Origin of the sequence: Arthrobacter sp. StoSoilB20 (genome assembly GCF_019977295.1) — a bacterium.
In the GTDB taxonomy this organism is placed as follows: domain Bacteria; phylum Actinomycetota; class Actinomycetes; order Actinomycetales; family Micrococcaceae; genus Arthrobacter; species Arthrobacter nicotinovorans_A.
Genome location: NZ_AP024651.1, coordinates 1,828,417 through 1,852,243 on the forward strand (window position 1 = coordinate 1,828,417; position 23,827 = coordinate 1,852,243).

Sequence of the window (23,827 nt, forward strand, 5' to 3'; positions counted from 1 at the left end):
CCGTGACGATGACTGCGCATACCCGCGAAACGACCTCCACGAGCCACGTCTCAGCCAAATCAGCCCAGGATAAAGCCGGCACCCTGATCGAGGCCCTGCCGTGGATCCAGCGATTTGCCGGCACCACCATGGTGATCAAGTACGGCGGCAACGCCATGGTCAACGACGACCTCCGCCGTGCCTTCGCTGAGGATATTGTGTTCCTTCACCACGTGGGCATCCACCCCGTGGTGGTCCACGGTGGCGGACCCCAGATCAACTCCATGCTCGGACGCCTCGGGATTGAATCCGAGTTCAAAGGTGGCTTGCGTGTCACCACGCCTGAGGCCATGGACGTAGTGCGGATGGTCCTCACCGGCCAGGTAGGCCGCGAACTCGTCGGCCTCATCAACTCCCACGGCCCCTATGCCGTGGGCATGTCCGGGGAAGATGGCGGGCTGCTGCGTGCCGTCCGCACGGGCACTGTTGTGGATGGCGAAGAAGTGGACCTGGGCCTGGTAGGCGAAGTAGTGGGCGTCGATCCCGCAGGTATCAAGGACATTCTCGACGCCGGCCGCATCCCCGTGATTTCCACCGTCGCCCCTGAAATTCTCGACGACGGCGCCGGCTCCGGTCCCACCACCGGCCAAGTCCTGAACGTCAACGCCGACACCGCAGCCGCTGCCGTCGCGTCGGCCTTGGGTGCCACCAAGCTGGTTATCCTCACCGACGTCGAAGGCCTGTACGCCAACTGGCCGGACAAATCGTCGCTGATCTCGTCGCTGACAGCATCAGAGCTCCGCGAGATGCTTCCTCGCCTGGAGTCCGGCATGATCCCCAAAATGGCTGCTTGCCTTAAAGCCATCGATGAGGGCGTGGAGCGCGCACACATCGTGGACGGACGCCTGCCGCACTCCATGCTGCTGGAAACCTTCACGACGGCGGGCATCGGCACCCAAGTTGTACCCGACGAGGAAGTGAACGCATGAGCACCGAACTGAGCCATACCGCCGAAAGCCGCAGCAGCGATGGGGGGCCGGGCGTGGTCGGGCACCGCGAAGCGGGCGGGGCCCCCATCGCTGCGGAGGCTGCCGCAACCACCCTCGTTTCCCAGAGCTCTGGTGCTGATTGGCTTGCACGTTACTCGTCCTCCCTGATGGGTGTCTTTGGTACTCCGCAGCGTGTCCTGGTCCGTGGCGCCGGGTGCCTCGTCTGGGATGCCGACGGCAAGGAATACCTGGATCTCCTGGGCGGCATCGCCGTGAATGCCCTGGGCCACGCACATCCGTTCGTCACGTCCGTGATTTCGAGCCAGTTGGCCACACTCGGCCATGTCTCGAACTTCTTCACGAGCCCCACGCAGATCGCTTTGGCCGAAAAGCTCCTGGCCCTCAGCAAGGCTCCGGAGGGTTCCAAGGTCTTCTTTGCCAACTCCGGCACTGAGGCCAACGAAGCAGCGTTCAAGTTGGCCCGCCGGAACAACTCCGGAGGAAAGCGGACCAAGATCATTGCTTTGGAGGGCGCCTTCCACGGACGGACCATGGGTGCGCTGGCGCTCACGGCCAAAGAGGCGTACCGCGCGCCGTTCGAGCCACTGCCCGGCGGTGTGGTCCACATTCCGTTCGGTGACATCGAAGCCCTGCGTGCCGCCGTCGACGATTCAACCGCCGCTGTCTTCCTGGAACCCATCCAGGGCGAAGCGGGTGTTCGCCCGCTCAGCGCCGAATACCTGCAGGCCGCACGCGAAGCTACTACGGCTGCCGGCGCACTGTTGATCCTCGATGAGGTCCAGACGGGCATTGGCCGTACCGGCAAGTGGCTTGCCAGCGAAGAGGCAGGCATCGTGCCCGATGCTGTCACGCTCGCCAAGGGCCTCGGTGGCGGCTTCCCGGTAGGGGCGCTGATCACTTTCGGAAGTACGACGTCGGCCCTGCTCACCGCCGGGCAGCACGGCACCACATTCGGTGGGAATCCGGTGGCTACCGCCGCGGCACTTGCCACCCTGCACGCCATTGAAAGCCAGGGGGTCCTGCAGAACGTAGTCACAGTCGGGGAGTACCTGCGCCAAGGACTGGCAGCCATTGAGGCCGTGACCGAGGTCCGTGGTGAGGGCCTTCTGATCGGCTTCGATGTGAACGCCGACATCGCCCCTGCCATGGTTACTGCAGGGTTGGACGCCGGTTTCATCATTAACAGCCCGGGCCCGCGGACCATCCGTCTTGCCCCTCCGCTGATCCTGACCATCGAGCAGGCGGACAGGTTCCTCGATGCCCTTCCCACCCTGATCGCCACGGCCACCGCCCAGACCGCTAAGGATGCACAGTGAGCACGTCAACCACCCGTCACTTCCTCAAGGACACGGACCTGAGCCCGGCCGAGCAGGCAGAGGTCCTGGACCTCGCCGCCCGGATGAAGGCAGCGCCCTACAGCGTCCAGCCCTTCGCCGCGGAGGGAAACGGCCGCAAGACCGTCGCCGTCATCTTCGATAAGACCTCCACCCGCACGCGTGTTTCATTCGCCACCGGTATTGCGGATATGGGCGGGAACGCACTGATCATCAACCCTGGCGAGGCGCAGATCGGGCACAAGGAATCCGTGGAGGACACCGCGAAGGTCCTGGAGCGCATGGTTTCCACCATTGTGTGGCGGACGGGTGCCCACTCGGGCCTGGTAGCCATGGCGGAAAATTCCAAAGTGCCCGTAATCAACGCCCTGTGCGACGACTACCACCCCTGCCAACTCCTGGCCGACCTCCTGGCCGTGAAGGAACACAAGGGCGAACTGGCCGGCTTGAGCATGGCTTATCTGGGTGATGCCGCGAACAATATGGCCAACTCGTACCTGCTTGCCGGTGTCACAGCCGGAATGCACGTTCGCATCTCCGGCCCGGAAGGCTACCTGCCTGCAGCAGAGATCGTGGCTGCAGCGGAACAGCGCGCTGCCGAGACGGGCGGGTCGGTGCTAATCACCAGCGATGCCGCCGAAGCCCTCAAAGGCGCCGACGTCGTGGCAACGGACACCTGGGTTTCCATGGGGCAGGAATCCGAAAAAGAAGCCCGCATGAACCTCTTCCGTGAGTACTCCGTGGACGAGGCCGCCATGGCGCAAGCCGCGCCGGACGCCGTCGTGCTCCACTGCCTCCCCGCTTACCGAGGCTACGAAATTTCAGCCGGCGTCATCGACGGCCCGCAGTCGATTGTCTGGGATGAGGCGGAAAACCGGCTCCATGCCCAGAAGGCGCTCATGGCATGGTTGATGCACCGCTCCGGACTGGCTTTTGTTGAGGGCCTGGCACCTGTTGAAGGCACCGGAGAGAGCACGTTCTAGTGTCCACCAATCCCTCCGTGCCGGGTGCCAGCCCGGCCACCAAGACTGCCCGTCAGGCGCGCATCACCGCGATCCTGACGGGTGAGTCCGTGCGTTCCCAGGCAGAGCTTGCAGCCCTGCTGGCGGACGACGGCGTCCAGGTCACCCAGGCCACGCTGTCCAGGGACCTCGTGGAACTGGGGGCCGTCCGGGTCCGCGGGAAGGAAGGCGCGCTGGTTTACGCCGTTCCGGGGGAGGGCGGGGACCGCAACGCCAAGAGCGGCGTCACCCAGGAAATCCTGGATGCACGGTTGACCCGGCTTTGCGGAGAACTCCTGGTGACGGCGGAGGCCTCGGGCAACATCGTGGTGCTCCGCACCCCGCCCGGAGCCGCGAACTTCCTGGCACTGGCCGTGGACCACTCGGTGATGCCCTCTGTATTGGGTACGATCGCAGGCGACGACACTTTGCTGTTGGTCGCCCGCGACCCCGACGGTGGGGCCGAACTGGCCGCGCGTTTCCTGCGCATGGCCGAAGAAGCCGGGCCTGGCAACTGATTGATCTTTTTCAGCATTGATTCACACAGCATTGATTCGAATGAACCAAGCAACAACAAAGGAGCACTCTCGTGACTGAGCGCATTGTTCTGGCCTACTCCGGTGGCCTTGATACGTCCGTAGCCATCGGCTGGATCGGTGAAGCCACCGGCGCCGAGGTCATCGCTGTGGCCGTCGACGTCGGACAGGGCGGTGAGTCCCTGGAGACCATCCGCCAACGCGCCCTCGGTTGCGGCGCCGTCGAGGCTTACGTGGCCGACGCCCGTGATGAGTTTGCCAACGAGTACGCCATGCCCACGCTGAAGGCCAACGCCCTCTACCAGGGCCACTACCCGCTGGTTTCGGCCATCTCCCGCCCGGTCATTGTGAAGCACCTCGTGAAAGCTGCACGCGAATTCGGCGCCACCACCGTTGCCCACGGTTGCACCGGCAAGGGCAACGACCAGGTCCGCTTTGAAGTCGGCATCCAGACCCTCGGCCCGGACCTGAAGTGCATCGCACCGGTTCGCGACCTCGCCCTGACCCGCGACAAGGCCATCGCCTTCGCCGAGGAAAAGGGACTGCCGATCGAGACCACCAAGAAGAACCCGTACTCGATCGACCAGAACGTCTGGGGACGCGCCGTCGAGACCGGCTACCTCGAGGACATCTGGAACGCGCCCACCAAGGACATCTACGACTACACCGCCACCCCGGAATTCCCGCCGGCACCGGATGAGGTCACCATTTCCTTCCAGGCCGGCGTTCCGGTAGCGATCGACGGCGTCAAGGTCACCCCGCTGCAGGCCATCCAGGAACTGAACCGCCGTGCAGGCGCCCAAGGCGTTGGCCGCATCGACGTGGTCGAGGACCGCCTTGTGGGCATCAAGTCCCGCGAAATCTACGAAGCCCCGGGTGCCATGGCACTGATCACCGCACACAAGCACCTCGAGGACATCACCATCGAGCGCGAGCAGGCCCGCTTCAAGGCAACTGTTGGCCAGCGCTGGTCCGAGCTGGTCTACGACGGCCAGTGGTTCTCCCCGCTGAAACGCTCCTTGGACGCTTTCATCGAGGACACGCAGCAGTACGTTTCCGGTGACATCCGCATGGTCCTCCACGGTGGCCAGGCGATCGTCAACGGTCGTCGCTCCGATACCTCGCTGTACGACTTCGACCTCGCCACCTACGACACCGGCGATACTTTCGATCAGTCCATGGCACGTGGCTTCATCGAGCTGTGGGGCATGTCCTCCAAGGTTGCCTCCGGCCGCGACCTGCGGGTCGCAGGGCAGTAATGACGTCCGCAACAAACGAAGGTGCACTGTGGGGCGGCCGGTTCGCCGGCGGCCCCGCGGATGCGCTGGCCGCACTGAGCAAGTCCACCCACTTTGACTGGCGGCTGGCCCGCTACGACATCGCAGGTTCCAAGGCTCACGCCCGCGTACTGGCCAAGGCCGGACTGTTGGACGACGCCGAGCTCGAGGGCATGCTTGCAGCCCTCACCCAGCTGGACGAGGACGTCGCAAGCGGCGCCTACCTGCCGGCCGAGAGCGACGAGGACGTTCACGGTTCCTTGGAGCGTGGCCTGATCGAACGTGCCGGAACCCAGCTGGGCGGCAAGCTCCGTGCCGGCCGTTCCCGCAACGACCAAGTGGCAACGCTTGGCCGGATGTTCCTGCGTGACCACGCCCGGATCATTGCCGGGGGCGTCCTAGCCACCATCGATGCCCTCGTAGAGCAGGCAAAGGCCCACCAGGGCGTTGCCATGCCGGGCCGGACACACTTGCAGCACGCCCAGCCGGTGTTGCTGAGCCACCACCTCCTGGCTCACGCGTGGGCATTGCTTCGCGACGTGCAGCGTCTCCAGGACTGGGACAAGCGGGCCGGTGTTTCGCCGTATGGTTCAGGTGCCCTGGCTGGCTCCTCCCTGGGACTGGATCCCGAGGCTGTTGCTGCAGACCTCGGATTCTTCTCGGCCGTCCACAACTCGATTGATGGCACCGCCTCCCGCGATGTCTTTGCCGAGTTCGCCTGGGTTTGCTCCATGATCGGTGTGGATCTGTCCAGGATCTCCGAGGAAGTCATCTTCTGGGCAACCAAGGAGTTCTCCTTCGTCACGCTGCATGACTCGTACTCGACAGGGTCCTCGATCATGCCGCAGAAGAAGAACCCGGACGTTGCCGAGCTTGCCCGCGGCAAGGCAGGGCGCCTGATCGGCAACCTGACCGGGCTGCTGGCAACGCTCAAGGGATTGCCGCTCGCGTACAACCGAGACCTGCAAGAGGACAAGGAACCTGTCTTCGACGCCGCCGACACCCTGGAGCTTTTGCTTCCGGCCGTGTCCGGCATGATTGCCACGTTGAAGTTCAACACCGAGCGCATGGAATCCCTGGCTCCCCAGGGCTTCGCACTGGCAACGGACATCGCTGAGTGGCTGGTCCGCCAGGGCGTCCCCTTCCGCGAGGCCCACGAGCTCTCCGGCGCTGCCGTCAAGCAGGCCGAAGGCCGTGGCGTTGAGCTGTGGGACCTGACCGACGAGGAGTACTCAACGATCTCGGAGCACTTGACTCCCGAGGTCCGCAGTGTCCTCAGCACGGAAGGTTCGCTCAACAGCCGCAACTCGCAGGGCGGGACGGCACCAGCCGCCGTCGAGCGCCAACTGACGGCACTCGAAGCGGAACTGGACGCAGCGCGTTCCTACGCCGGCTAGTTGTATCTGCATGACCTGTGGGATGGCACGTCACGTGCTGTCCCACAGGCGTTTAAGCGTGCGTTAGCATGGCGCTATGACTCAGATCACCCCCGAGGCGCTGCCCGCCGAGCTTCACAAAGCCGCCGGCACCCTCACCCGCCTCCTCACCAAACTGGACGAATCGTCCGTCGCTGAACCGTCGGAACTGCCCGGCTGGACCCGGGGTCACGTCCTGGCCCACGTGGCCGGAATATCCAAAGCCATGGCACGGCAACTTGAGTATGCGCGACGCGGTGAAAGTATCGAACTTTACGACGGCGGCATGGACGGCCGGAACAAGGCAATCGAACTTGCCGCCGGGCACAGCCTGGCCCAGCACACGAAGTCCGTCACCACTGCGGTGGAGGCAGTGATCGCCGCGTTCGATTCTTTGGCCCCCGAGGACTGGCAGGCCCGCATCGCTTACAGGGACGGAACAGTATTCGATGGTGGCCTGGCCCTTTGGCGCGAGCTCACTATCCATGCCTCGGACCTGGGGTTGGGATTCGGGCCCGAGACGTGGAGCCGGCCTTTCTGCGAACACCTCATCGGGTTCCTCGCTGCACGCGTTCCGGAAACCTATAAGTTCGTCCTGCAACCAACAGGCCTGCCCCAGCTCAGCATTGGTACAGGCGGCACTTCAATTGCCATCACGGGCATGCTGACCGACATCGCGGCGTGGCTTGCGGGCAGGGAACCCAGTCTGGGCAGCCTCCGCGCCACCGCAGCAGCCGACGGAGTGGACCTGCCGGAACTTCTGCCCTGGCCGTCACCCCAACCCGCCGCCCGCTAAAGCCCGGACGCTCGCTCACCTCCCCGGGGTGTGGGCCGGACGCTCTTTCACATCCCCGGGGTGTGGGCCGGACGCTCGCTCACGTCCCCGGGGTGTGGGCCGGACGCTCTTTCACATCCCCGGGGTGTGGGCCGGACGCTCGCTCACGTCCCCGGGGTGTGGGCCGGACGCTCTTTCACGTCCCCGGGGTGTGGGGCGGACGCTCTTTCACGTCCCCGGGGTGTTGGCCGGACGCTCGCTCACATCCCGCGTGTTTATTTGCTTCCGAGCCGCGCCGTTGCCGCCGCGCGCCACAAATGCATGGTGGCGTACGAACGCCATGGGCTGACCTCCCTGAAGTCCACGCTGAGTCCAGTGCCTGCCGGCAGAGCCTTCAAGCCGTTCCGGACCGCTGCGTCGTTCGCCAGGAAAACATCCGGCGCGCCCAGAACACGCATAGCCACATAGCCAACAGTCCATGGCCCCACGCCCGGCAAAGGGAGCATCTTTTGTTCGAGGCTGATGACGTCGTCCCCGTAGCCGAAATCAAGTGCTCCACTGGCCATGGCTTCGGCCGCTGCCACGATGGAGTCGATCCGGCGCTGAGGTCCACGGAGGAGTGCGCGCCCGTGTTCGGCCAGTTCAGCGGCCGTCGGAAACAGGCGCTCCAAACCGGGGACGGCGCCGTCCACGCGGGATCCGGCAGCAGATAGCTGAGTGAGGGCAGTTCTGGCTGCGGCCACAGTGATCTGCTGCCCGATCATGGCCCGGATAAGCAGTTCCTGGGGGTCCACGGCACCGGGGACGCGGATACCGGGGATTGCCTGAACGCTGTCCATCAGCCGTGGGTCCAAGGCCAAGGTGGCGTCAACAGCCTGCGGATCGGCGTCCAGATCGAACAAACGGCGGACCCGGCTTAGCAGGGCAGGCAGATCGTGGAGATCCACTGCCGAGGCTGTCAGCTGCAGTGGTTTGCCAGCAGCGGTGGGACTGTACTTCACGCTGAAAGAAGCAGAGCCGCCCGCTAGCCGGAGTGTCCTTCCATAGCTTCTGCTTCCGTCCGGTCCTGTTCCCGATAACTCTATTCCCGGGATTGCACGAACTGCGAGGAAGTCGAAAATACCGGGGTCGAAGGGCTCCCTGTAGGGCAGGCTGAGTGTCAAGGCGCCAGGGGCAATGCCTGAGGGCGCCACAGTACCCCGGCGGTGGCCGGACTTCGCACCTGTGGCCCGCAACGCCGTCGGGGTCATCGCGAACACTTCGCCGATGGTGTCGTTGAATTGCCGAACACTGTTGAATCCGGAGGCGAACGCGACGTCTGCCAGGAGCATGCTGGTGGAGACCAGTAGGGTTCTGGCCGTCTGTGCCCGGCTGGCACGTGCCAGTGAGAGGGGGCCGGCGCCGAGTTCGTTGCTGAGGATGCGGTTGAGTTGCCGGGCAGAGTAGCCCAAGCGGTGCGCCAGGCCGTCCACCCCTTCACGGGTGATCACGCCATCGTTGATCAGACGCATGGCCCTGCCGGCGACGTCGGAGCGGAGGTTCCAAGCGGGCGTACCCGGGACGGCTTCAGGCAAGCACCGTTTGCAGGCGCGGTATCCGGCTTCGTGGGCAGCGGCGGATGTCTCGTAGAAGGTGACGTTCGCTGCTTTGGGTGTGCGGGCAGGGCACGACGGGCGGCAGTAGATGCCGGTGGAACTGACAGCCGTGAAGAATTGACCGTCAAAGCGGGTGTCGCGGGCATCGATCGCCCGGTAGCGCTGCCAGAAATCCATAGCTTCATCCTGCCAGTCGCAAGGAGCCGCTGCTAGCGGAAATCGGACATGGCCGTTCGGGGTTTTCTTGCTAGGGTCTGCTCATGAATTCGTCCACCAATAACGAAGTCACCGATCCACTGGAGGTGCGAAGGTTCCTCGAGGGCGATCCTCGCGAAATCGCCCCGCTGATACTTGGCGCAGTACTCACCCACCACTCGGAAGCCGGCCCCGTCGCCGTCAGGCTCACAGAGGTCGAGGCGTATATGGGCCCGCGCGATTCCGAGCATCCCGATCCCGGTTCCCACACTTTCGGTGGTCCCACAGCCCGTAACGCGCCCATGTTCGGGCCGCCCGGGTTCCTTTATGTCTATTTCACTTACGGCATGCACTACTGCGCCAACATCGTCTGCGGCCCTGACGGTTCACCCTCGGCACTGCTCTTGCGCGCTGGAGAAATCGTGGAAGGCGAAGGGCTCGCCGCTATCCGACGTCCGGCTTCCAAATCGCACAAAGACCTCGCCAGCGGACCAGCGCGGCTCGCCTCCGCTTTGGGACTCACGACGGCGGACACCGGCCGTGACGCGCTCGCCTCACCGTTCAGCCTGTGGTTGCCCGCGACGCCCGCACCTGCTGTCGCCAGCGGGCCTCGGGTAGGAGTAGCGGGTCCAGGGGGAAGCACCGATTATCCGTGGCGGTTTTGGATTGAAGACGATCCCACGGTGTCCCGATACAAGGCAGCACGGCCCAGAAATCGGATCGTTCCTTAGTACGCGTCCCACCACATGACATGTACCCCCCACGTTTACCAAAATCGCTGTAGAATGGACGGTCTGTCTTTTGCGATAGGGGTTACGGTTCGATGCACGACGCTGATTTGGTCCACGAGCAGGAATATGTGGCCGGGCTGTATGCCCGGCTCGATGAGCTGCGCGCAGAAAAGCGCGCCCAGCTGGCGCAGGTGCGCAAGGCCGGCGCGGTGGGAACCATGCAGAACGTTTCAGAACGTGACGCGTTCGCGGCCCTGTACGAGGACCGCCTGGCCCAGCTCGACGCCGTCGACGACCGCCTGGTCTTCGGCCGCCTGGACCTTGATTCGGGTGAAGCCCAATACATCGGCCGCATCGGTCTTTCCACAGCCGATCTCCAACGGTTGATGGTGGACTGGCGGGCGCCGGAGGCGGGGCACTTTTACCAGGCCACCGCGTTCGACCGGCAGGGTGTGCGTCGTCGTCGTCACCTGATCCTGCAGGGGCGTGACGTCAAGGCCATTGAGGATGATGTCCTGGATGCGGGAATGCTCGCTGACAACGACTCCCTTCAGGGTGAAGGCGCGTTGCTCGCTGCGCTGAACTCCAAACGCACCGGCCGGATGTCTGACATCGTCGGAACCATTCAGTCCGAACAGGACCAGATTATCCGTTCCTCCATTTCCGGCGCACTGGTGGTCCAAGGTGGTCCCGGTACAGGCAAGACCGCTGTTGCCCTGCACCGCGCTGCCTATCTGCTGTACACACACCGCGAACGGCTCAAGAGTGCCGGTGTTTTGCTCGTGGGACCCTCGTCCTCCTTCATGCATTACATCGAGCGCGTGCTTCCATCCCTCGGTGAAACGGGCGTGGTCATGGCAAGCCTCGGCCGCCTGATGCCGGGCATCAACGCCATCCCCGAGGACGATGCCGACATCGCGGCACTCAAAGGCAAACTGGACATGGCCAAGGTGGTGGCGAACGCGGTCGCAAACCGCCAGCGGACGCCCGCTGAGGACCGCGTACTCGAGGTTGATTCCCGCAAGCTGACGCTCACTGTCCGCCAGGTCCGGCGGGCCCGCGAGAAGGCACGCGCTACCGGCAAGCCCCACAACGAAGCCCGCCTGACGTTCATCAAGATCCTCCTGCGCGAACTCACTGAGCAGTTGACCGACCTCGTTGAGGAGGCAAACATTGGCAACAACGCCGATCGTGCCTACCTGGCCGAGGACGTCCGCTCGGCAAGGGATGTGCGTATTGCGCTGAACTTGTGCTGGATGCCGATGACGCCGGAGAAACTCATCTCCGAACTCTTCAGCAAGCCGGCCATTCTCGAAGCGTGCACGCCCCACCTGACGCCCGCGCAGCGCGCCCTGCTGCAGCGGCCCGTGGATGCGCCGTGGACCGAAGCGGACGTTCCCCTGCTTGATGAGGCGGCTGAACTCCTGGGCGAGCTGGATCCGGCGGCCGGCCGGGGACTGGCGCAGCAGGAAGCTGACCGCGCCCGGGACATTGCCAATGCCAAGCAGACCCTGGCCAACATGGAAGCCATGGGCGTGGACGTTCTGGTCTCGGCTGAAGAACTCGCCGACCAGAACCAGGAACGCGAAGCCCGGCTGACGGCCGCAGAGCGTGCCACGAGCGACCGTTCGTGGGCATTCGGCCACATTGTGGTTGACGAGGCCCAGGAACTCTCACCGATGCAATGGCGGCTGCTTGTTCGACGCTGTCCTTTGAAGTCCTTCACGATTGTGGGCGACATCGCCCAGACGAGCGCCGCGGCAGGTGCCAATTCGTGGCAAAGTGCGCTGGCGCCGTCGTTCGGTGACCGCTGGACGCTCGAAGAGCTCACGGTCAACTACCGTACGCCCTCCCAGATTGCCGAAGCCGCCGTCCGCATGGCCAACCGTGCAGGCTTGGTGGTCTCAGCCCCCAAGGCTGTTCGTGAAGGCAAATGGTCACCCATTGTGGACCGTGTTGATGCTGAGGGAATCGTCTCGCACCTCGTGGAGGTCCTGCCCGAGGAAGTGGAAGCGATCGACGGCGGCCTGCTGGCTGTTATCGCCGACGGACCTCTGCTGCCCCAAGCCACCGCTGCACTGCGGGAGGTCTACGGGCGCCGCATCGGGACAGGTGCCGGCAGCTACGAGCAGGACATCGTGGTCATCAGCCCCAAGGAAGCCAAGGGCCTGGAATTCGACGGTGTGGTGGTTCTGGAACCAGCTGCGATGCTCAACCATGAGCACGGCAAGGTGGGCGACCTCTATGTCGCGATGACGCGTGCCACGCAGCGTTTGCGCCTCATTGCTGCCGCTCCGGTACCAGCGGGCATCGAGCGCTAGGAAAACGGGCCCCTTCAATCCTGCTAACTTAGATCTCGTGTCACACGTAAACAACCTCGAGTCCCAGCACAACGATCCCGCCTTTGCCAACGTCTGGCAGGAGCTCAAATGGCGCGGCCTGGTCCACGTTTCCACTGATGAAACGGAACTGGAAAAGCTGCTCGCCGGGGACCCGATCACGTATTACTGTGGCTTCGATCCCACCGCGCCGTCCCTGCACCTGGGCAACTTGGTGCAGTTGCTGGTGATGCGGCGCCTGCAGTTGGCAGGCCACAAGCCGTTGGGTCTGGTGGGTGGGTCCACCGGCCTGATCGGCGACCCACGCCCGACGGCGGAACGCACCTTGAACACCAAGGACACCGTTGCCGAGTGGGTCGGGTACCTGCAGGGCCAGGTGCGCCGCTTCCTGAGTTTCGAGGGCGAGAACTCCGCCCGCATGGTGAACAACCTGGACTGGACCGCGCCCCTGAGCGCCATCGATTTCCTGCGTGAGATCGGCAAGCACTTCCGCGTGGGCACCATGCTCCGCAAGGATGCTGTTGCGTCGCGCCTGAACTCTGACGAAGGCATCAGCTACACCGAGTTCAGCTACCAGATCCTGCAGGGCATGGATTACCTCCAACTGTTCCGTGACTACGGCTGTGCGCTGCAGACCGGTGGTTCGGACCAGTGGGGCAACCTGACCAGCGGAACCGAACTCATCCGCAAGGTGGAGGGCAAGAGCGTCCACGCGCTGGGTACGCCGCTGATCACCAACTCCGACGGCACCAAGTTCGGCAAGAGCGAAGGCAACGCCATCTGGCTGGACCCGGACATGTGCAGCCCGTACACGTTCTACCAGTTCTGGCTGAATACGGCCGACGCAGATGTGGTGGACCGGCTCAAGGTCTTCACCTTCCTCTCACGTGCAGAGATCGAGGCACTCGGGGAAGCTGTGGCGGAGCGTCCGTTTGCCCGTGAAGGCCAGAAGAAGCTTGCTTTCGAGGTCACATCGCTGGTCCATGGAGTCGACGCCACCGACAAGGTCATCGCTGCCTCAGCCGCGCTTTTCGGCAACGGCGACCTCGGCGTCCTTGATGAGCAAACCCTCGAAGCCGCAACGGCAGAGCTTCCGTCCGCGACGGTTGCCGCAGATGGCCTGGGCATTATTGATCTTTTGGTGGCTTCGGGACTGTCCGACAGCAAGTCCGCTGCCCGCCGGACCGTGGGTGAAGGCGGCGCGTACGTCAACAACACCAAGGTCTCCGACCCCGAGGCAGTTATTGGCCAGGACCAATTGCTTCACGGGCGCTACCTGCTGCTCCGTCGTGGCAAGAAGAACCTCGCGACCATTGAGGTTTCGGCCTAGGCCTTCATTACACATCCAGTTCGAAAGGGCCGGCGACCACATGGGTTGCCGGCCCTTTCCGTGTTTGCCGGCGTTTGTTGGGAAGCGCCGGGGAGTGCAGTTGGTTGGGGCGGGGGAGTGGCGGGTGGGTGTGGTTGCTGTGTGACTGCTGGAGGGGCGGGAGTGGGTGTTGGAGGGGCGGCGTCGTCCTCGGCGCGCTGCTCCTTCGTCGCTTTGACGCGCGCTGCCGGACGCCCCGCCCCTTCCGACGCTCTCGCACTTCCCCTTGGGTTGGGATTGATCGCTCTCTCACTTCCCCCTGGGTTGGGGCCGGGTCCTCTCTCACATCCCCCGGGTTTGGGGCGGATCCTCTCTCACGTCCCCTTGGGTTGGGTTGGCTTGGGTTGGCGGCTGGTCGGGTGGGACATTCTGGGGTGCGCTTGGTCGTTCTTCCTTTGGGCGCGCGCTGCCGAATGCCCCCTGCCCCTTCCCAACGCTCTCGCACGTCCCCTTGGATTGGGGCCGGATCCTCTCTCACGTCCCCCGGGTTTGGGGTGGATCCTCTCTCATGTCCCCCGGGTTTTGGGGTGGATCCTCTCTCATGTTCCCCGGGTTTGGTTGGCGGCTGGGCGGGGGTCTTCCTTGGTGGGCTTGGTCGTTCTTGTCTTGGGCGCGCGCTGCCGGATGCCCCCGCCCCTTCCCAACGCTCTCGCACGTCCCCTGGGGTTGGGGGCGGATCCTCTCTCACGTCCCCCGGGTTTGGGGTGGATCCTCTCTCATGTCCCCCGGGTTTTGGGGTGGATCCTCTCTCATGTTCCCCGGGTTTGGTTGGCGGCTGGGCGGGGGTCTTCCTTGGTGGGCTTGGTCGTTCTTGTCTTGGGCGCGCGCTGCCGGATGCCCCCGCCCCTTCCCAACGCTCTCTCACTTCTCCGGCGTTGGGGGGGGTCTTCTCTCATGTCGCGTCGCGTCTCATGCCCGCGGGGGGTGTTGTGTGATGGGGTTCACGGGGGTTTGTTTTTGGTGTTTGGGGGTGTTTTGTGGGGGTGGGGTTGGTGTTTTCGTTGTGTTTTCGGGGTTTTTGGGTGGTGTTGGTGTGGATTTGGTGTGGGGGTGGGGCGCGTGTAAAGTTATTCGAGTCGCCGCCGCTGATGCGGAAATGATGGTGACAGACTCCCTTCAGATTGCCGGTTTCGGTGGTGCTTTGGTGCGCTTCCGGGTTGGTGTGGGAGGCCTGGGGTTGGTTTGCTTTGTGCGGCTGGTTCGGGTAAGTTTGAAAAGTTGCTCCGGAGCGATCCTGGACCCTGGTGGGTGTGGGTGGTGCCGGTAGTGTCTGTTGTTTGAGAACTCAATAGTGTGCCAAGTTTGTTGATGCCGATTGTTTTATTGATTGGTTGAAATTATGGCCAGGTTGCTGCGCACCCCCGTGTGTGGTGGTCTGGTTTTCAGCTGGTTTCGAATTTTGTGCAGCCGCGTCCTGTCGTTATTTCCGGTGGGTGTGGTTGTGTCTGTTTGATTTGTTTTACTTCAACGGAGAGTTTGATCCTGGCTCAGGATGAACGCTGGCGGCGTGCTTAACACATGCAAGTCGAACGATGATCCCAGCTTGCTGGGGGATTAGTGGCGAACGGGTGAGTAACACGTGAGTAACCTGCCCTTGACTCTGGGATAAGCCTGGGAAACTGGGTCTAATACCGGATATGACTCCTCATCGCATGGTGGGGGGTGGAAAGCTTTTGTGGTTTTGGATGGACTCGCGGCCTATCAGCTTGTTGGTGGGGTAATGGCCTACCAAGGCGACGACGGGTAGCCGGCCTGAGAGGGTGACCGGCCACACTGGGACTGAGACACGGCCCAGACTCCTACGGGAGGCAGCAGTGGGGAATATTGCACAATGGGCGCAAGCCTGATGCAGCGACGCCGCGTGAGGGATGACGGCCTTCGGGTTGTAAACCTCTTTCAGTAGGGAAGAAGCGAAAGTGACGGTACCTGCAGAAGAAGCGCCGGCTAACTACGTGCCAGCAGCCGCGGTAATACGTAGGGCGCAAGCGTTATCCGGAATTATTGGGCGTAAAGAGCTCGTAGGCGGTTTGTCGCGTCTGCTGTGAAAGACCGGGGCTCAACTCCGGTTCTGCAGTGGGTACGGGCAGACTAGAGTGCAGTAGGGGAGACTGGAATTCCTGGTGTAGCGGTGAAATGCGCAGATATCAGGAGGAACACCGATGGCGAAGGCAGGTCTCTGGGCTGTAACTGACGCTGAGGAGCGAAAGCATGGGGAGCGAACAGGATTAGATACCCTGGTAGTCCATGCCGTAAACGTTGGGCACTAGGTGTGGGGGACATTCCACGTTTTCCGCGCCGTAGCTAACGCATTAAGTGCCCCGCCTGGGGAGTACGGCCGCAAGGCTAAAACTCAAAGGAATTGACGGGGGCCCGCACAAGCGGCGGAGCATGCGGATTAATTCGATGCAACGCGAAGAACCTTACCAAGGCTTGACATGAACCGGTAATACCTGGAAACAGGTGCCCCGCTTGCGGTCGGTTTACAGGTGGTGCATGGTTGTCGTCAGCTCGTGTCGTGAGATGTTGGGTTAAGTCCCGCAACGAGCGCAACCCTCGTTCTATGTTGCCAGCGCGTTATGGCGGGGACTCATAGGAGACTGCCGGGGTCAACTCGGAGGAAGGTGGGGACGACGTCAAATCATCATGCCCCTTATGTCTTGGGCTTCACGCATGCTACAATGGCCGGTACAAAGGGTTGCGATACTGTGAGGTGGAGCTAATCCCAAAAAGCCGGTCTCAGTTCGGATTGGGGTCTGCAACTCGACCCCATGAAGTCGGAGTCGCTAGTAATCGCAGATCAGCAACGCTGCGGTGAATACGTTCCCGGGCCTTGTACACACCGCCCGTCAAGTCACGAAAGTTGGTAACACCCGAAGCCGGTGGCCTAACCCTTGTGGGGGGAGCCGTCGAAGGTGGGACCGGCGATTGGGACTAAGTCGTAACAAGGTAGCCGTACCGGAAGGTGCGGCTGGATCACCTCCTTTCTAAGGAGCTGCTAGCAGTCGTGTTGTTTGCCTGCATGGGTGGATGACGGGTTGCCAGTGTTGCCCATTGCGCAGGCGTTTGTTCTGCGGTGGGTGCTCATGGGTGGAATATCAACAAATCATTTTTTGGCATGGCCTTTGCTGGTTGTGTCCTGGTGTTAGTACGGCATCTTGTGTCCTCTTTTGGGGGGTGTGGGGTGTGTGGAACGCTGCTGGGGCGTGGTTGGTGGGTTGTGTTTGGCGCACTGTTGGGTCCTGAGGCAACAGGACCTTTTTGCAGCAATGCAGGGGGGCATCTTCTGGTGTTTCTTTTGTTCCTGCTTCCGGTTTTCCTTGTCTGTTTGTCATGGTCCGTGCACGTTGGTGTGTGGGTTGTGGTGGGTGGGGGGCTGGTTGATGGGGTTGTTGTTTGAGAACTACATAGTGGACGCGAGCATCTGAAACATGCACGGTGGCTGATTATCCTTTTGTCCTTCCCTTTGGGGTGGGTGGGGGTGGTTGGTGTGTGTGTTTCTACAGCAATTTCTTATGAATGAACCTGGCCCTTGTGGTCATGGTTCTCTCGAGTAAGTTTATTGATCTTGTGTGGTCAAGTTTTTAAGGGCACACGGTGGATGCCTTGGCATTAGGAGCCGAAGAAGGACGTAGGAATCTGCGATAAGCCTGGGGGAGTTGATAACCGAGCGTTGATCCCAGGATGTCCGAATGGGGAAACCCCGCACAACGCTGTGAGGTGATTGTGTGACCCGCATCTGAACACATAGGGTGCGTGGGGGGAACGCGGGGAAGTGAAACATCTCAGTACCCGCAGGAAGAGAAAACAATAGTGATTCCGTTAGTAGTGGCGAGCGAACGCGGATCAGGCTAAACCGTTTCCATGTGTGATAGCCGGCGGGCGTTGCATGGGCGGGGTTGTGGGACTTTCCGTTCTGGTTCTGCCGGACCAGTGGGGTGATGTGCGTGCATAGGTGAACGGTCTTGAAAGGCCGGCCAGAGAGGGTGTGAGCCCCGTAACCGTAATGTTGTGTGCAGCCTGGAGAGTATCCCAAGTAGCACGGGGCCCGAGAAATCCCGTGCGAATCTGTCAGGACCACCTGATAAGCCTAAATACTTCCTAATGACCGATAGCGGACCAGTACCGTGAGGGAAAGGTGAAAAGTACCCCGGGAGGGGAGTGAAACAGTACCTGAAACCGTGTGCTTACAATCCGTCGGAGCCAGTCTGATTCTGGTGACGGCGTGCCTTTTGAAGAATGAGCCTGCGAGTTAGTGTTACGTCGCGAGGTTAACCCGTGTGGGGTAGCCGTAGCGAAAGCGAGTCTGAATAGGGCGAGTGTAGTGGCGTGATCTAGACCCGAAGCGGAGTGATCTACCCATGGCCAGGTTGAAGCGACGGTAAGACGTCGTGGAGGACCGAACCCACTTCAGTTGAAAATGGAGGGGATGAGCTGTGGGTAGGGGTGAAAGGCCAATCAAACTCCGTGATAGCTGGTTCTCCCCGAAATGCATTTAGGTGCAGCGTTGCGTGTTTCTTGCCGGAGGTAGAGCTACTGGATGGCCGATGGGCCCTACAAGGTTACTGACGTCAGCCAAACTCCGAATGCCGGTAAGTGAGAGCGCAGCAGTGAGACTGTGGGGGATAAGCTTCATAGTCGAGAGGGAAACAGCCCAGACCACCAACTAAGGCCCCTAAGCGTGTGCTAAGTGGGAAAGGATGTGGAGTTGCGAAGACAACCAGGAGGTTGGCTTAGAAGCAGCCATCCTTGAAAGAGTGCGTAATAGCTCACTGGTCAAGTGATTCCGCGCCGACAATGTAGCGGGGCTCAAGTACACCGCCGAAGTTGTGGATTTCACACATTGCCCTAGCCTTCGTGGTTCAGGGGTGTGGAGTGGTAGGGGAGCGTCGTGTGGGCAGTGAAGTCGCGGTGTAAACCAGCGGTGGAGCCTACACGAGTGAGAATGCAGGCATGAGTAGCGAAAGACGGGTGAGAAACCCGTCCGCCGAATGATCAAGGGTTCCAGGGTCAAGCTAATCTGCCCTGGGTAAGTCGGGACCTAAGGCGAGGCCGACAGGCGTAGTCGATGGACAACGGGTTGATATTCCCGTACCGGCGAAAAACCGCCCATGCCAAGCGGGGGATACTAACCGCCCGGAGCCTGCCCGCTCACCCTTGTGGTGTTGTGGGTTTTGGCCGAGCGCGGGACCTGATCCTGGGAGGTAAGCGTATTAACAGGTGTGACGCAGGAAGGTAGCCGGGCCGGGCGATGGTTGCCCCGGTCTAAGGATGTAGGGTCAGGGATAGGCAAATCCGTTCCTGTGTGCTTCGAGCACGTGCCTGAGATCTGATGGGACTCCCGTAAGGGGGGATCCGGTGATCCTATGCTGCCAAGAAAAGCATCGACGCGAGGTTTTAGCCGCCCGTACCCCAAACCGACACAGGTGATCAGGTAGAGAATACCAAGGCGATCGAGAGAATTATGGTTAAGGAACTCGGCAAAATGCCCCCGTAACTTCGGGAGAAGGGGGGCCTGCCCCGTGATGGAGACTTGCTCTCCGTGAGCGGGTGTGGGCCGCAGAGACCAGGGGGAAGCGACTGTTTACTAAAAACACAGGTCCGTGCGAAGTCGCAAGACGATGTATACGGACTGACTCCTGCCCGGTGCTGGAAGGTTAAGAGGACCGGTTAGCCCCTTGTGGGCGAAGCTGAGAATTTAAGCCCCAGTAAACGGCGGTGGTAACTATAACCATCCTAAGGTAGCGAAATTCCTTGTCGGGTAAGTTCCGACCTGCACGAATGGAGTAACGACTTCCCCGCTGTCTCAACCATAAACTCGGCGAAATTGCAGTACGAGTAAAGATGCTCGTTACGCGCAGCAGGACGGAAAGACCCCGAGACCTTTACTATAGTTTGGTATTGGTGTTCGGAGTGGCTTGTGTAGGATAGGTGGGAGACGTTGAAACCCGGACGCCAGTTCGGGTGGAGTCATCGTTGAAATACCACTCTGGTCACTTTGGACATCTAACTTCGGCCCGTGATCCGGGTCAGGGACAGTGCCTGATGGGTAGTTTAACTGGGGCGGTTGCCTCCTAAAAAGTAACGGAGGCGCCCAAAGGTTCCCTCAGCCTGGTTGGCAATCAGGTGTCGAGTGTAAGTGCACAAGGGAGCTTGACTGTGAGAGAGACATCTCAAGCAGGGACGAAAGTCGGGACTAGTGATCCGGCGGTACATTGTGGAATGGCCGTCGCTCAACGGATAAAAGGTACCTCGGGGATAACAGGCTGATCTTGCCCAAGAGTCCATATCGACGGCATGGTTTGGCACCTCGATGTCGGCTCGTCGCATCCTGGGGCTGGAGTAGGTCCCAAGGGTTGGGCTGTTCGCCCATTAAAGCGGTACGCGAGCTGGGTTTAGAACGTCGTGAGACAGTTCGGTCCCTATCCGCTGCGCGCGCAGGAAATTTGAGAAGGGCTGTCCTTAGTACGAGAGGACCGGGACGGACGAACCTCTGGTGTGTCAGTTGTACTGCCAAGTGCATCGCTGATTAGCTACGTTCGGATGGGATAACCGCTGAAAGCATCTAAGCGGGAAGCTCGCTTCAAGATGAGATTTCCATACACATTATGTGTGAGAGGCCCCCAGCCAGACCACTGGGTTGATAGGCCGGATGTGGAAGCGAGGACTAAAGACTCGTGAAGCTGACCGGTACTAATAGGCCAACAACTTACACCACACAACACACTGCACGCGTCCACTATGTGGTTCCCGAACAACAACCGTTCACAGGAACCAAACAACTGAATAACAACCAAGCACCACAGTTGTAACCACAAACTTCCCACCCAGGACAACCACACCCCCAACACAGGGTGTCCGGCCAGTCCGGGACGGGTAAAAAGGTTACGGCGGTCATAGCGTGGGGGAAACGCCCGGTCCCATTCCGAACCCGGAAGCTAAGACCCACAGCGCCGATGGTACTGCACCCGGGAGGGTGTGGGAGAGTAGGACACCGCCGGACACACATTAGGCAAGAGCCCCGACCCAAGGTCGGGGCTCTTCCCCTTTAATCACCACAACACCGGCCAGGCAGCATTCTCCCCGGGCCGGTATTCGGACTGGCTGTCCCTGCCCGTAGATCGACAGTTGCAAGGGCCGCAAGGGTGGGCATCTCCATCAGCTGTGAGACTTCCCACGGGAGCTGCTAATAGGCCCGAGGCGTTCGATCGCTGTGGTCGCGTCGAATAGAATTGCATAAGACATACGAGTCGGTAGCTGAGTGCTGCCGGCGGCGTGAAAACGAAATAAGGGTTATGAGCGACTACGCACGCGCCAGTGGTCGGCTCGCAACAGGAGGAATCCACCATGGCTGAGCACAACGGCGGCAATCGCGGCGGCAATCGCGGAAACTTTGGCGGCAATCGCGACGACCGCGGTTCGTACCGCCCCAACAACAACTCAGGCGGGGATCCCCGTGGGTTCCGTTCCAGGGAAAACCGTGACGGCAACGACCGTCCGGCTCGTGATGGCGAGCGTCGTCCATTCAACAATGGCCGCGGTGATCGTCCCGAGCGTGGTCCGCGGAATTTCGATGGCCCGCGTCGGGACAGCGATGATCGCCGTCCCTTCAACAATGACCGTGGGGACCGCAAGCCGTTCGGCGACCGTGATCGTAAGCCCTTCGGTGACCGCGGTGACCGTCCCGCCCGTGATGGCGAGCGTCGGCCTTTTAACAATGACCGTGGGGATCGTAAGCCTTTTGGTGATCGTCCCGAGCGTGGTCCGCGGAACTTCGATGGCCCGCGTCGGGACAGCGATGATCGCCGTCCCTTCAACAATGACCGTGGGGACCGCAAGCCGTTCGGCGACCGTGATCGTAAGCCCTTCGGTGACCGCGGTGACCGTCCCGCCCGTGATGGCGAGCGTCGGCCTTTTAACAATGACCGTGGGGATCGTAAGCCGTTTGGTGATCGTCCCGAGCGTGGTCCGCGGAATTTCGATGGCCCGCGTCGGGACAGCGATGATCGTCGTCCTTTCAACAATGACCGTGGGGATCGTAAGCCGTTTGGTGATCGTCCCGAGCGTGGTCCGCGGAACTTTGATGGCCCGCGTCGGGACAGCGATGATCGCCGTCCCTTCAATAACGACCGCGGCGACCGCAAGCCATTCGGCGACCGCGGCGACCGTCAGCCGTTCGGCGACCGTGATCGTAAGCCCTTCGGTGACCGCGGTGACCGTCCCGCCCGTGATGGCGAGCGTCGTTCCTTCGGTGGAGACCGTGACCGCAATGACCGGGGGAACTCCTGGGAAGACCGTCCGGCGCGGGTTCCCAACGCCAAGGACATCCGGAGTGCCAACCGTCCCGACCGCGAACGTTCTCCCGAGATCGATGAGGATGTCACAGGTAAGGAACTGGACCGCGCAACGGGCCACCAAATCAAGACTCTTGAAGAGCAAAGCGCAGGCTGGGTGGCCAAGCACCTGGTCATGGCCGGCCGCTTGATCGACATCGAGCCGGAGCTGGCGTTCCAGCATGCCTTGGCAGCAAGCCGTCGCGGCGGGCGTCTGTCGGTTGTTCGTGAAGCTGTGGGCCTGACAGCCTACGCGGCCGGGCACTACGGCGAGGCGCTGCGTGAATTCCGTACGTACCGCCGTATCAGCGGGTCCAATGTGCACCTGCCGGTCATGGCTGATTGCGAGCGTGGCCTGGGACGCCCGGACCGTGCCTTGGATATGGTTCGTTCTCCCGAAGCCCAGGACCTTGATGCTCCGGGCAAGGTGGAGCTCGCCATGGTGGCATCCGGTGCCCGTGCGGATCTCAAGCAGTTTGATGCCGCTGTCACCGAGCTGGAGATTCCTCAGCTGGACATCAACAGGGCTTTCTCCTACAGCCCGCGATTGTTCCGTGCCTACGCTGAAGCGCTCACCGCTGTGGGTCGCACGGACGAAGCGGACAAGTGGGCCCGCCAGGCGCTGGTGGCGGAGAACGCCTTGGGCGTCGGCGATTTCGCTGAGCCGGAGATCCTTGACCTCGGATGGGACGAGCAGGAGGAAGCAGCCGCCCGCAAGCCGCGCTTCGTCAAGGCGGCTCCGGAGTCCGACGTCGTTCGACCTGAAACGGAAACGGTCATCGCGGAAGCCGCAGCGGCTGACGTTGAGCATGATGACGTGGAGGTGGATGACGCGGAATCTGACTACTTCGAATCCGATGACGCTGAGTCGGACATCGATTCGGCAGAAGCAGACGAGGATGAGTCAGCGGAAGAAGACGCCGACAACCAGGGCACCGACTCCCAGCATGGCTGATTCACTGATCTCATCCTTTGATGCTGTCCTTTCGGACCTGGATGGTGTGGTCTATGCAGGACCGCACGCCATCCCGGGGGCCGTGGAGGCGTTGCAGCGTCTCGAAACCGTAGGCGTAGGCCTTGGCTACGTGACTAACAATGCTTCCCGCACCCCGGCCCAGGTCGCGGCGCACCTGCGTGAGTTGGGTGCGCCCGCGGAGGACCATCAGGTGGTCAGTTCCTCCCAGGCAGCAGGGGAGCTCTTGGCTTCCATGCTGCCTGCGGGGGCGCACGTGCTTATTACGGGCAGCGCGGCTCTGGCCCACGAGATCGAGTTGGTCGGGCTTAAACCGGTGCATAGTGCCGCTGAATCCCCGGTTGCCGTGGTCCAGGGTTTCAACCCGGAGATCGGTTGGAAGGATCTGGCGGAGGCTTCGTATGTGGTGGCCGGGGGAGCCATGTGGTTTGCCACGAACACCGACATGTCCATTCCGCAGGCCCGGGGTATGGCGCCGGGGAACGGCACTTTGGTGGCTGCAGTGGCGGCTGCTACGGGAAAGACGCCTTTGGTGGCTGGTAAGCCCGAGGCGCCGCTGTTCCATGCAGCCGCGAAGCGGCTTGGCGCTGATCGTCCCTTGGTGGTGGGCGACCGTTTGGACACCGATATCCTGGGCGGCAACCGCGCAGGATATGCGACGGCGGCAGTCCTCACCGGGGTTGACACCAAACAGACCATCCTCGCGGCCAGGACGGACGAGCGTCCCGGCTACCTCTTGGCAGACCTTGAGGGCCTGTACGCCCCGTACCCCGAAGTAGTAGACGACGGCGGGACGTTCCGTTGCGGGGCAGCTTCGGCAGTTGCCGGGGACGGAACCGTCACTGTGACAGGTGAGGAGGGCGACCTCGATGCCTGGCGTGCAGCTTGCGCCGCGTGGTGGGCCGAAGTGCCTGACACAACGGTGGCCCACGCTCCGCAACTGGAATGGCGAACTCACTAGACTGGTG

14 protein-coding genes and 3 rRNA genes are annotated in these 23,827 nt (G+C 62.0%); 15 read left to right on the forward strand and 2 right to left on the reverse strand.

Features of this window, described 5'->3' with window-relative positions; genetic code table 11:
• Window positions 1-8 precede the first annotated feature (8 nt).
• From argB to LDN85_RS08290, 7 genes are all read left to right on the forward strand, one after another.
• The gene (argB, locus tag LDN85_RS08260) at window positions 9-968 is read left to right on the forward strand and encodes an acetylglutamate kinase (protein ID WP_026547362.1); all 960 of its coding nucleotides are present in this window, start codon (window positions 9-11) and stop codon (window positions 966-968) included.
• Window positions 965-2,305, forward strand: a complete 1,341-nt coding sequence (locus LDN85_RS08265) for an acetylornithine transaminase (RefSeq protein ID WP_223945098.1) — start codon at window positions 965-967, stop codon at window positions 2,303-2,305. The genes argB and LDN85_RS08265 overlap by 4 nt, the downstream gene beginning before the upstream one ends.
• A complete protein-coding gene (gene argF / locus LDN85_RS08270) occupies window positions 2,302-3,306 on the forward strand; it encodes an ornithine carbamoyltransferase (protein ID WP_026541617.1) in 1,005 nt (334 codons plus the stop codon). Before LDN85_RS08265 ends, argF begins: the two co-directional genes overlap by 4 nt.
• Window positions 3,306-3,842: an arginine repressor gene (locus LDN85_RS08275; RefSeq protein ID WP_011774347.1), complete on the forward strand. Its 537-nt coding sequence runs from the start codon at window positions 3,306-3,308 to the stop codon at window positions 3,840-3,842. Before argF ends, LDN85_RS08275 begins: the two co-directional genes overlap by 1 nt.
• Window positions 3,843-3,913: 71 nt before the next feature.
• Window positions 3,914-5,119 carry an argininosuccinate synthase gene (locus tag LDN85_RS08280; RefSeq protein ID WP_223945099.1) on the forward strand — a complete coding sequence of 402 codons (1,206 nt, stop codon included), beginning with the start codon at window positions 3,914-3,916 and terminating at the stop codon, window positions 5,117-5,119.
• Entirely contained in the window at window positions 5,119-6,534 is a 1,416-nt protein-coding gene (gene argH / locus LDN85_RS08285) for an argininosuccinate lyase (protein WP_026541619.1), read from the forward strand. The genes LDN85_RS08280 and argH overlap by 1 nt, the downstream gene beginning before the upstream one ends.
• Window positions 6,535-6,610: 76 nt before the next feature.
• Complete coding sequence (locus tag LDN85_RS08290) at window positions 6,611-7,348, forward strand: maleylpyruvate isomerase family mycothiol-dependent enzyme (RefSeq protein WP_223945100.1); 738 nt, start codon at window positions 6,611-6,613, stop codon at window positions 7,346-7,348.
• Window positions 7,349-7,602: 254 nt separating this feature from the next.
• Here the strand turns inward: LDN85_RS08290 and LDN85_RS08295 are convergent, their stop codons facing one another.
• Window positions 7,603-9,099 (reverse strand): AlkA N-terminal domain-containing protein, encoded by a 1,497-nt coding sequence (locus LDN85_RS08295; RefSeq protein WP_223945101.1) that lies wholly within the window; start codon window positions 9,097-9,099, stop codon window positions 7,603-7,605.
• Between the two features lie 83 nt (window positions 9,100-9,182).
• On the opposite strand from LDN85_RS08295, the gene LDN85_RS08300 reads away from it, so the two are divergent.
• The 6 genes from LDN85_RS08300 (at window position 9,183) to rrf (ending at window position 20,556) form a co-directional block, all read left to right on the forward strand.
• Window positions 9,183-9,848 (forward strand): DNA-3-methyladenine glycosylase, encoded by a 666-nt coding sequence (locus tag LDN85_RS08300; protein WP_043432687.1) that lies wholly within the window; start codon window positions 9,183-9,185, stop codon window positions 9,846-9,848.
• A 92-nt stretch (window positions 9,849-9,940) separates the two neighbouring features.
• Complete coding sequence (locus tag LDN85_RS08305) at window positions 9,941-12,169, forward strand: ATP-binding domain-containing protein (RefSeq protein WP_223945102.1); 2,229 nt, start codon at window positions 9,941-9,943, stop codon at window positions 12,167-12,169.
• A 37-nt stretch (window positions 12,170-12,206) separates the two neighbouring features.
• A complete protein-coding gene (gene tyrS / locus LDN85_RS08310) occupies window positions 12,207-13,517 on the forward strand; it encodes a tyrosine--tRNA ligase (RefSeq protein WP_223945103.1) in 1,311 nt (436 codons plus the stop codon).
• A gap of 1,503 nt (window positions 13,518-15,020) precedes the next feature.
• Window positions 15,021-16,540, forward strand: a 16S ribosomal RNA gene (locus tag LDN85_RS08315).
• A gap of 587 nt (window positions 16,541-17,127) precedes the next feature.
• A 23S ribosomal RNA gene (locus LDN85_RS08320) occupies window positions 17,128-20,271 on the forward strand.
• Window positions 20,272-20,439: 168 nt separating this feature from the next.
• A 5S ribosomal RNA gene (gene rrf / locus LDN85_RS08325) occupies window positions 20,440-20,556 on the forward strand.
• Together the 16S, 23S and 5S rRNA genes form the textbook arrangement of a ribosomal RNA operon.
• A 437-nt stretch (window positions 20,557-20,993) precedes the next feature.
• On the opposite strand, the gene LDN85_RS08330 is transcribed toward rrf, so the two are convergent.
• Window positions 20,994-21,992 carry a hypothetical protein gene (locus tag LDN85_RS08330; protein WP_223945104.1) on the reverse strand — a complete coding sequence of 333 codons (999 nt, stop codon included), beginning with the start codon at window positions 21,990-21,992 and terminating at the stop codon, window positions 20,994-20,996.
• Window positions 21,993-22,004: 12 nt separating this feature from the next.
• Here LDN85_RS08330 and LDN85_RS08335 point away from each other — a divergent pair, with 12 nt between their 5' ends.
• Window positions 22,005-22,841, forward strand: a complete 837-nt coding sequence (locus LDN85_RS08335) for a hypothetical protein (RefSeq protein ID WP_223945105.1) — start codon at window positions 22,005-22,007, stop codon at window positions 22,839-22,841.
• Complete coding sequence (locus tag LDN85_RS08340) at window positions 22,834-23,820, forward strand: HAD-IIA family hydrolase (protein WP_026542452.1); 987 nt, start codon at window positions 22,834-22,836, stop codon at window positions 23,818-23,820. Before LDN85_RS08335 ends, LDN85_RS08340 begins: the two co-directional genes overlap by 8 nt.
• Window positions 23,821-23,827: the final 7 nt, after the last annotated feature.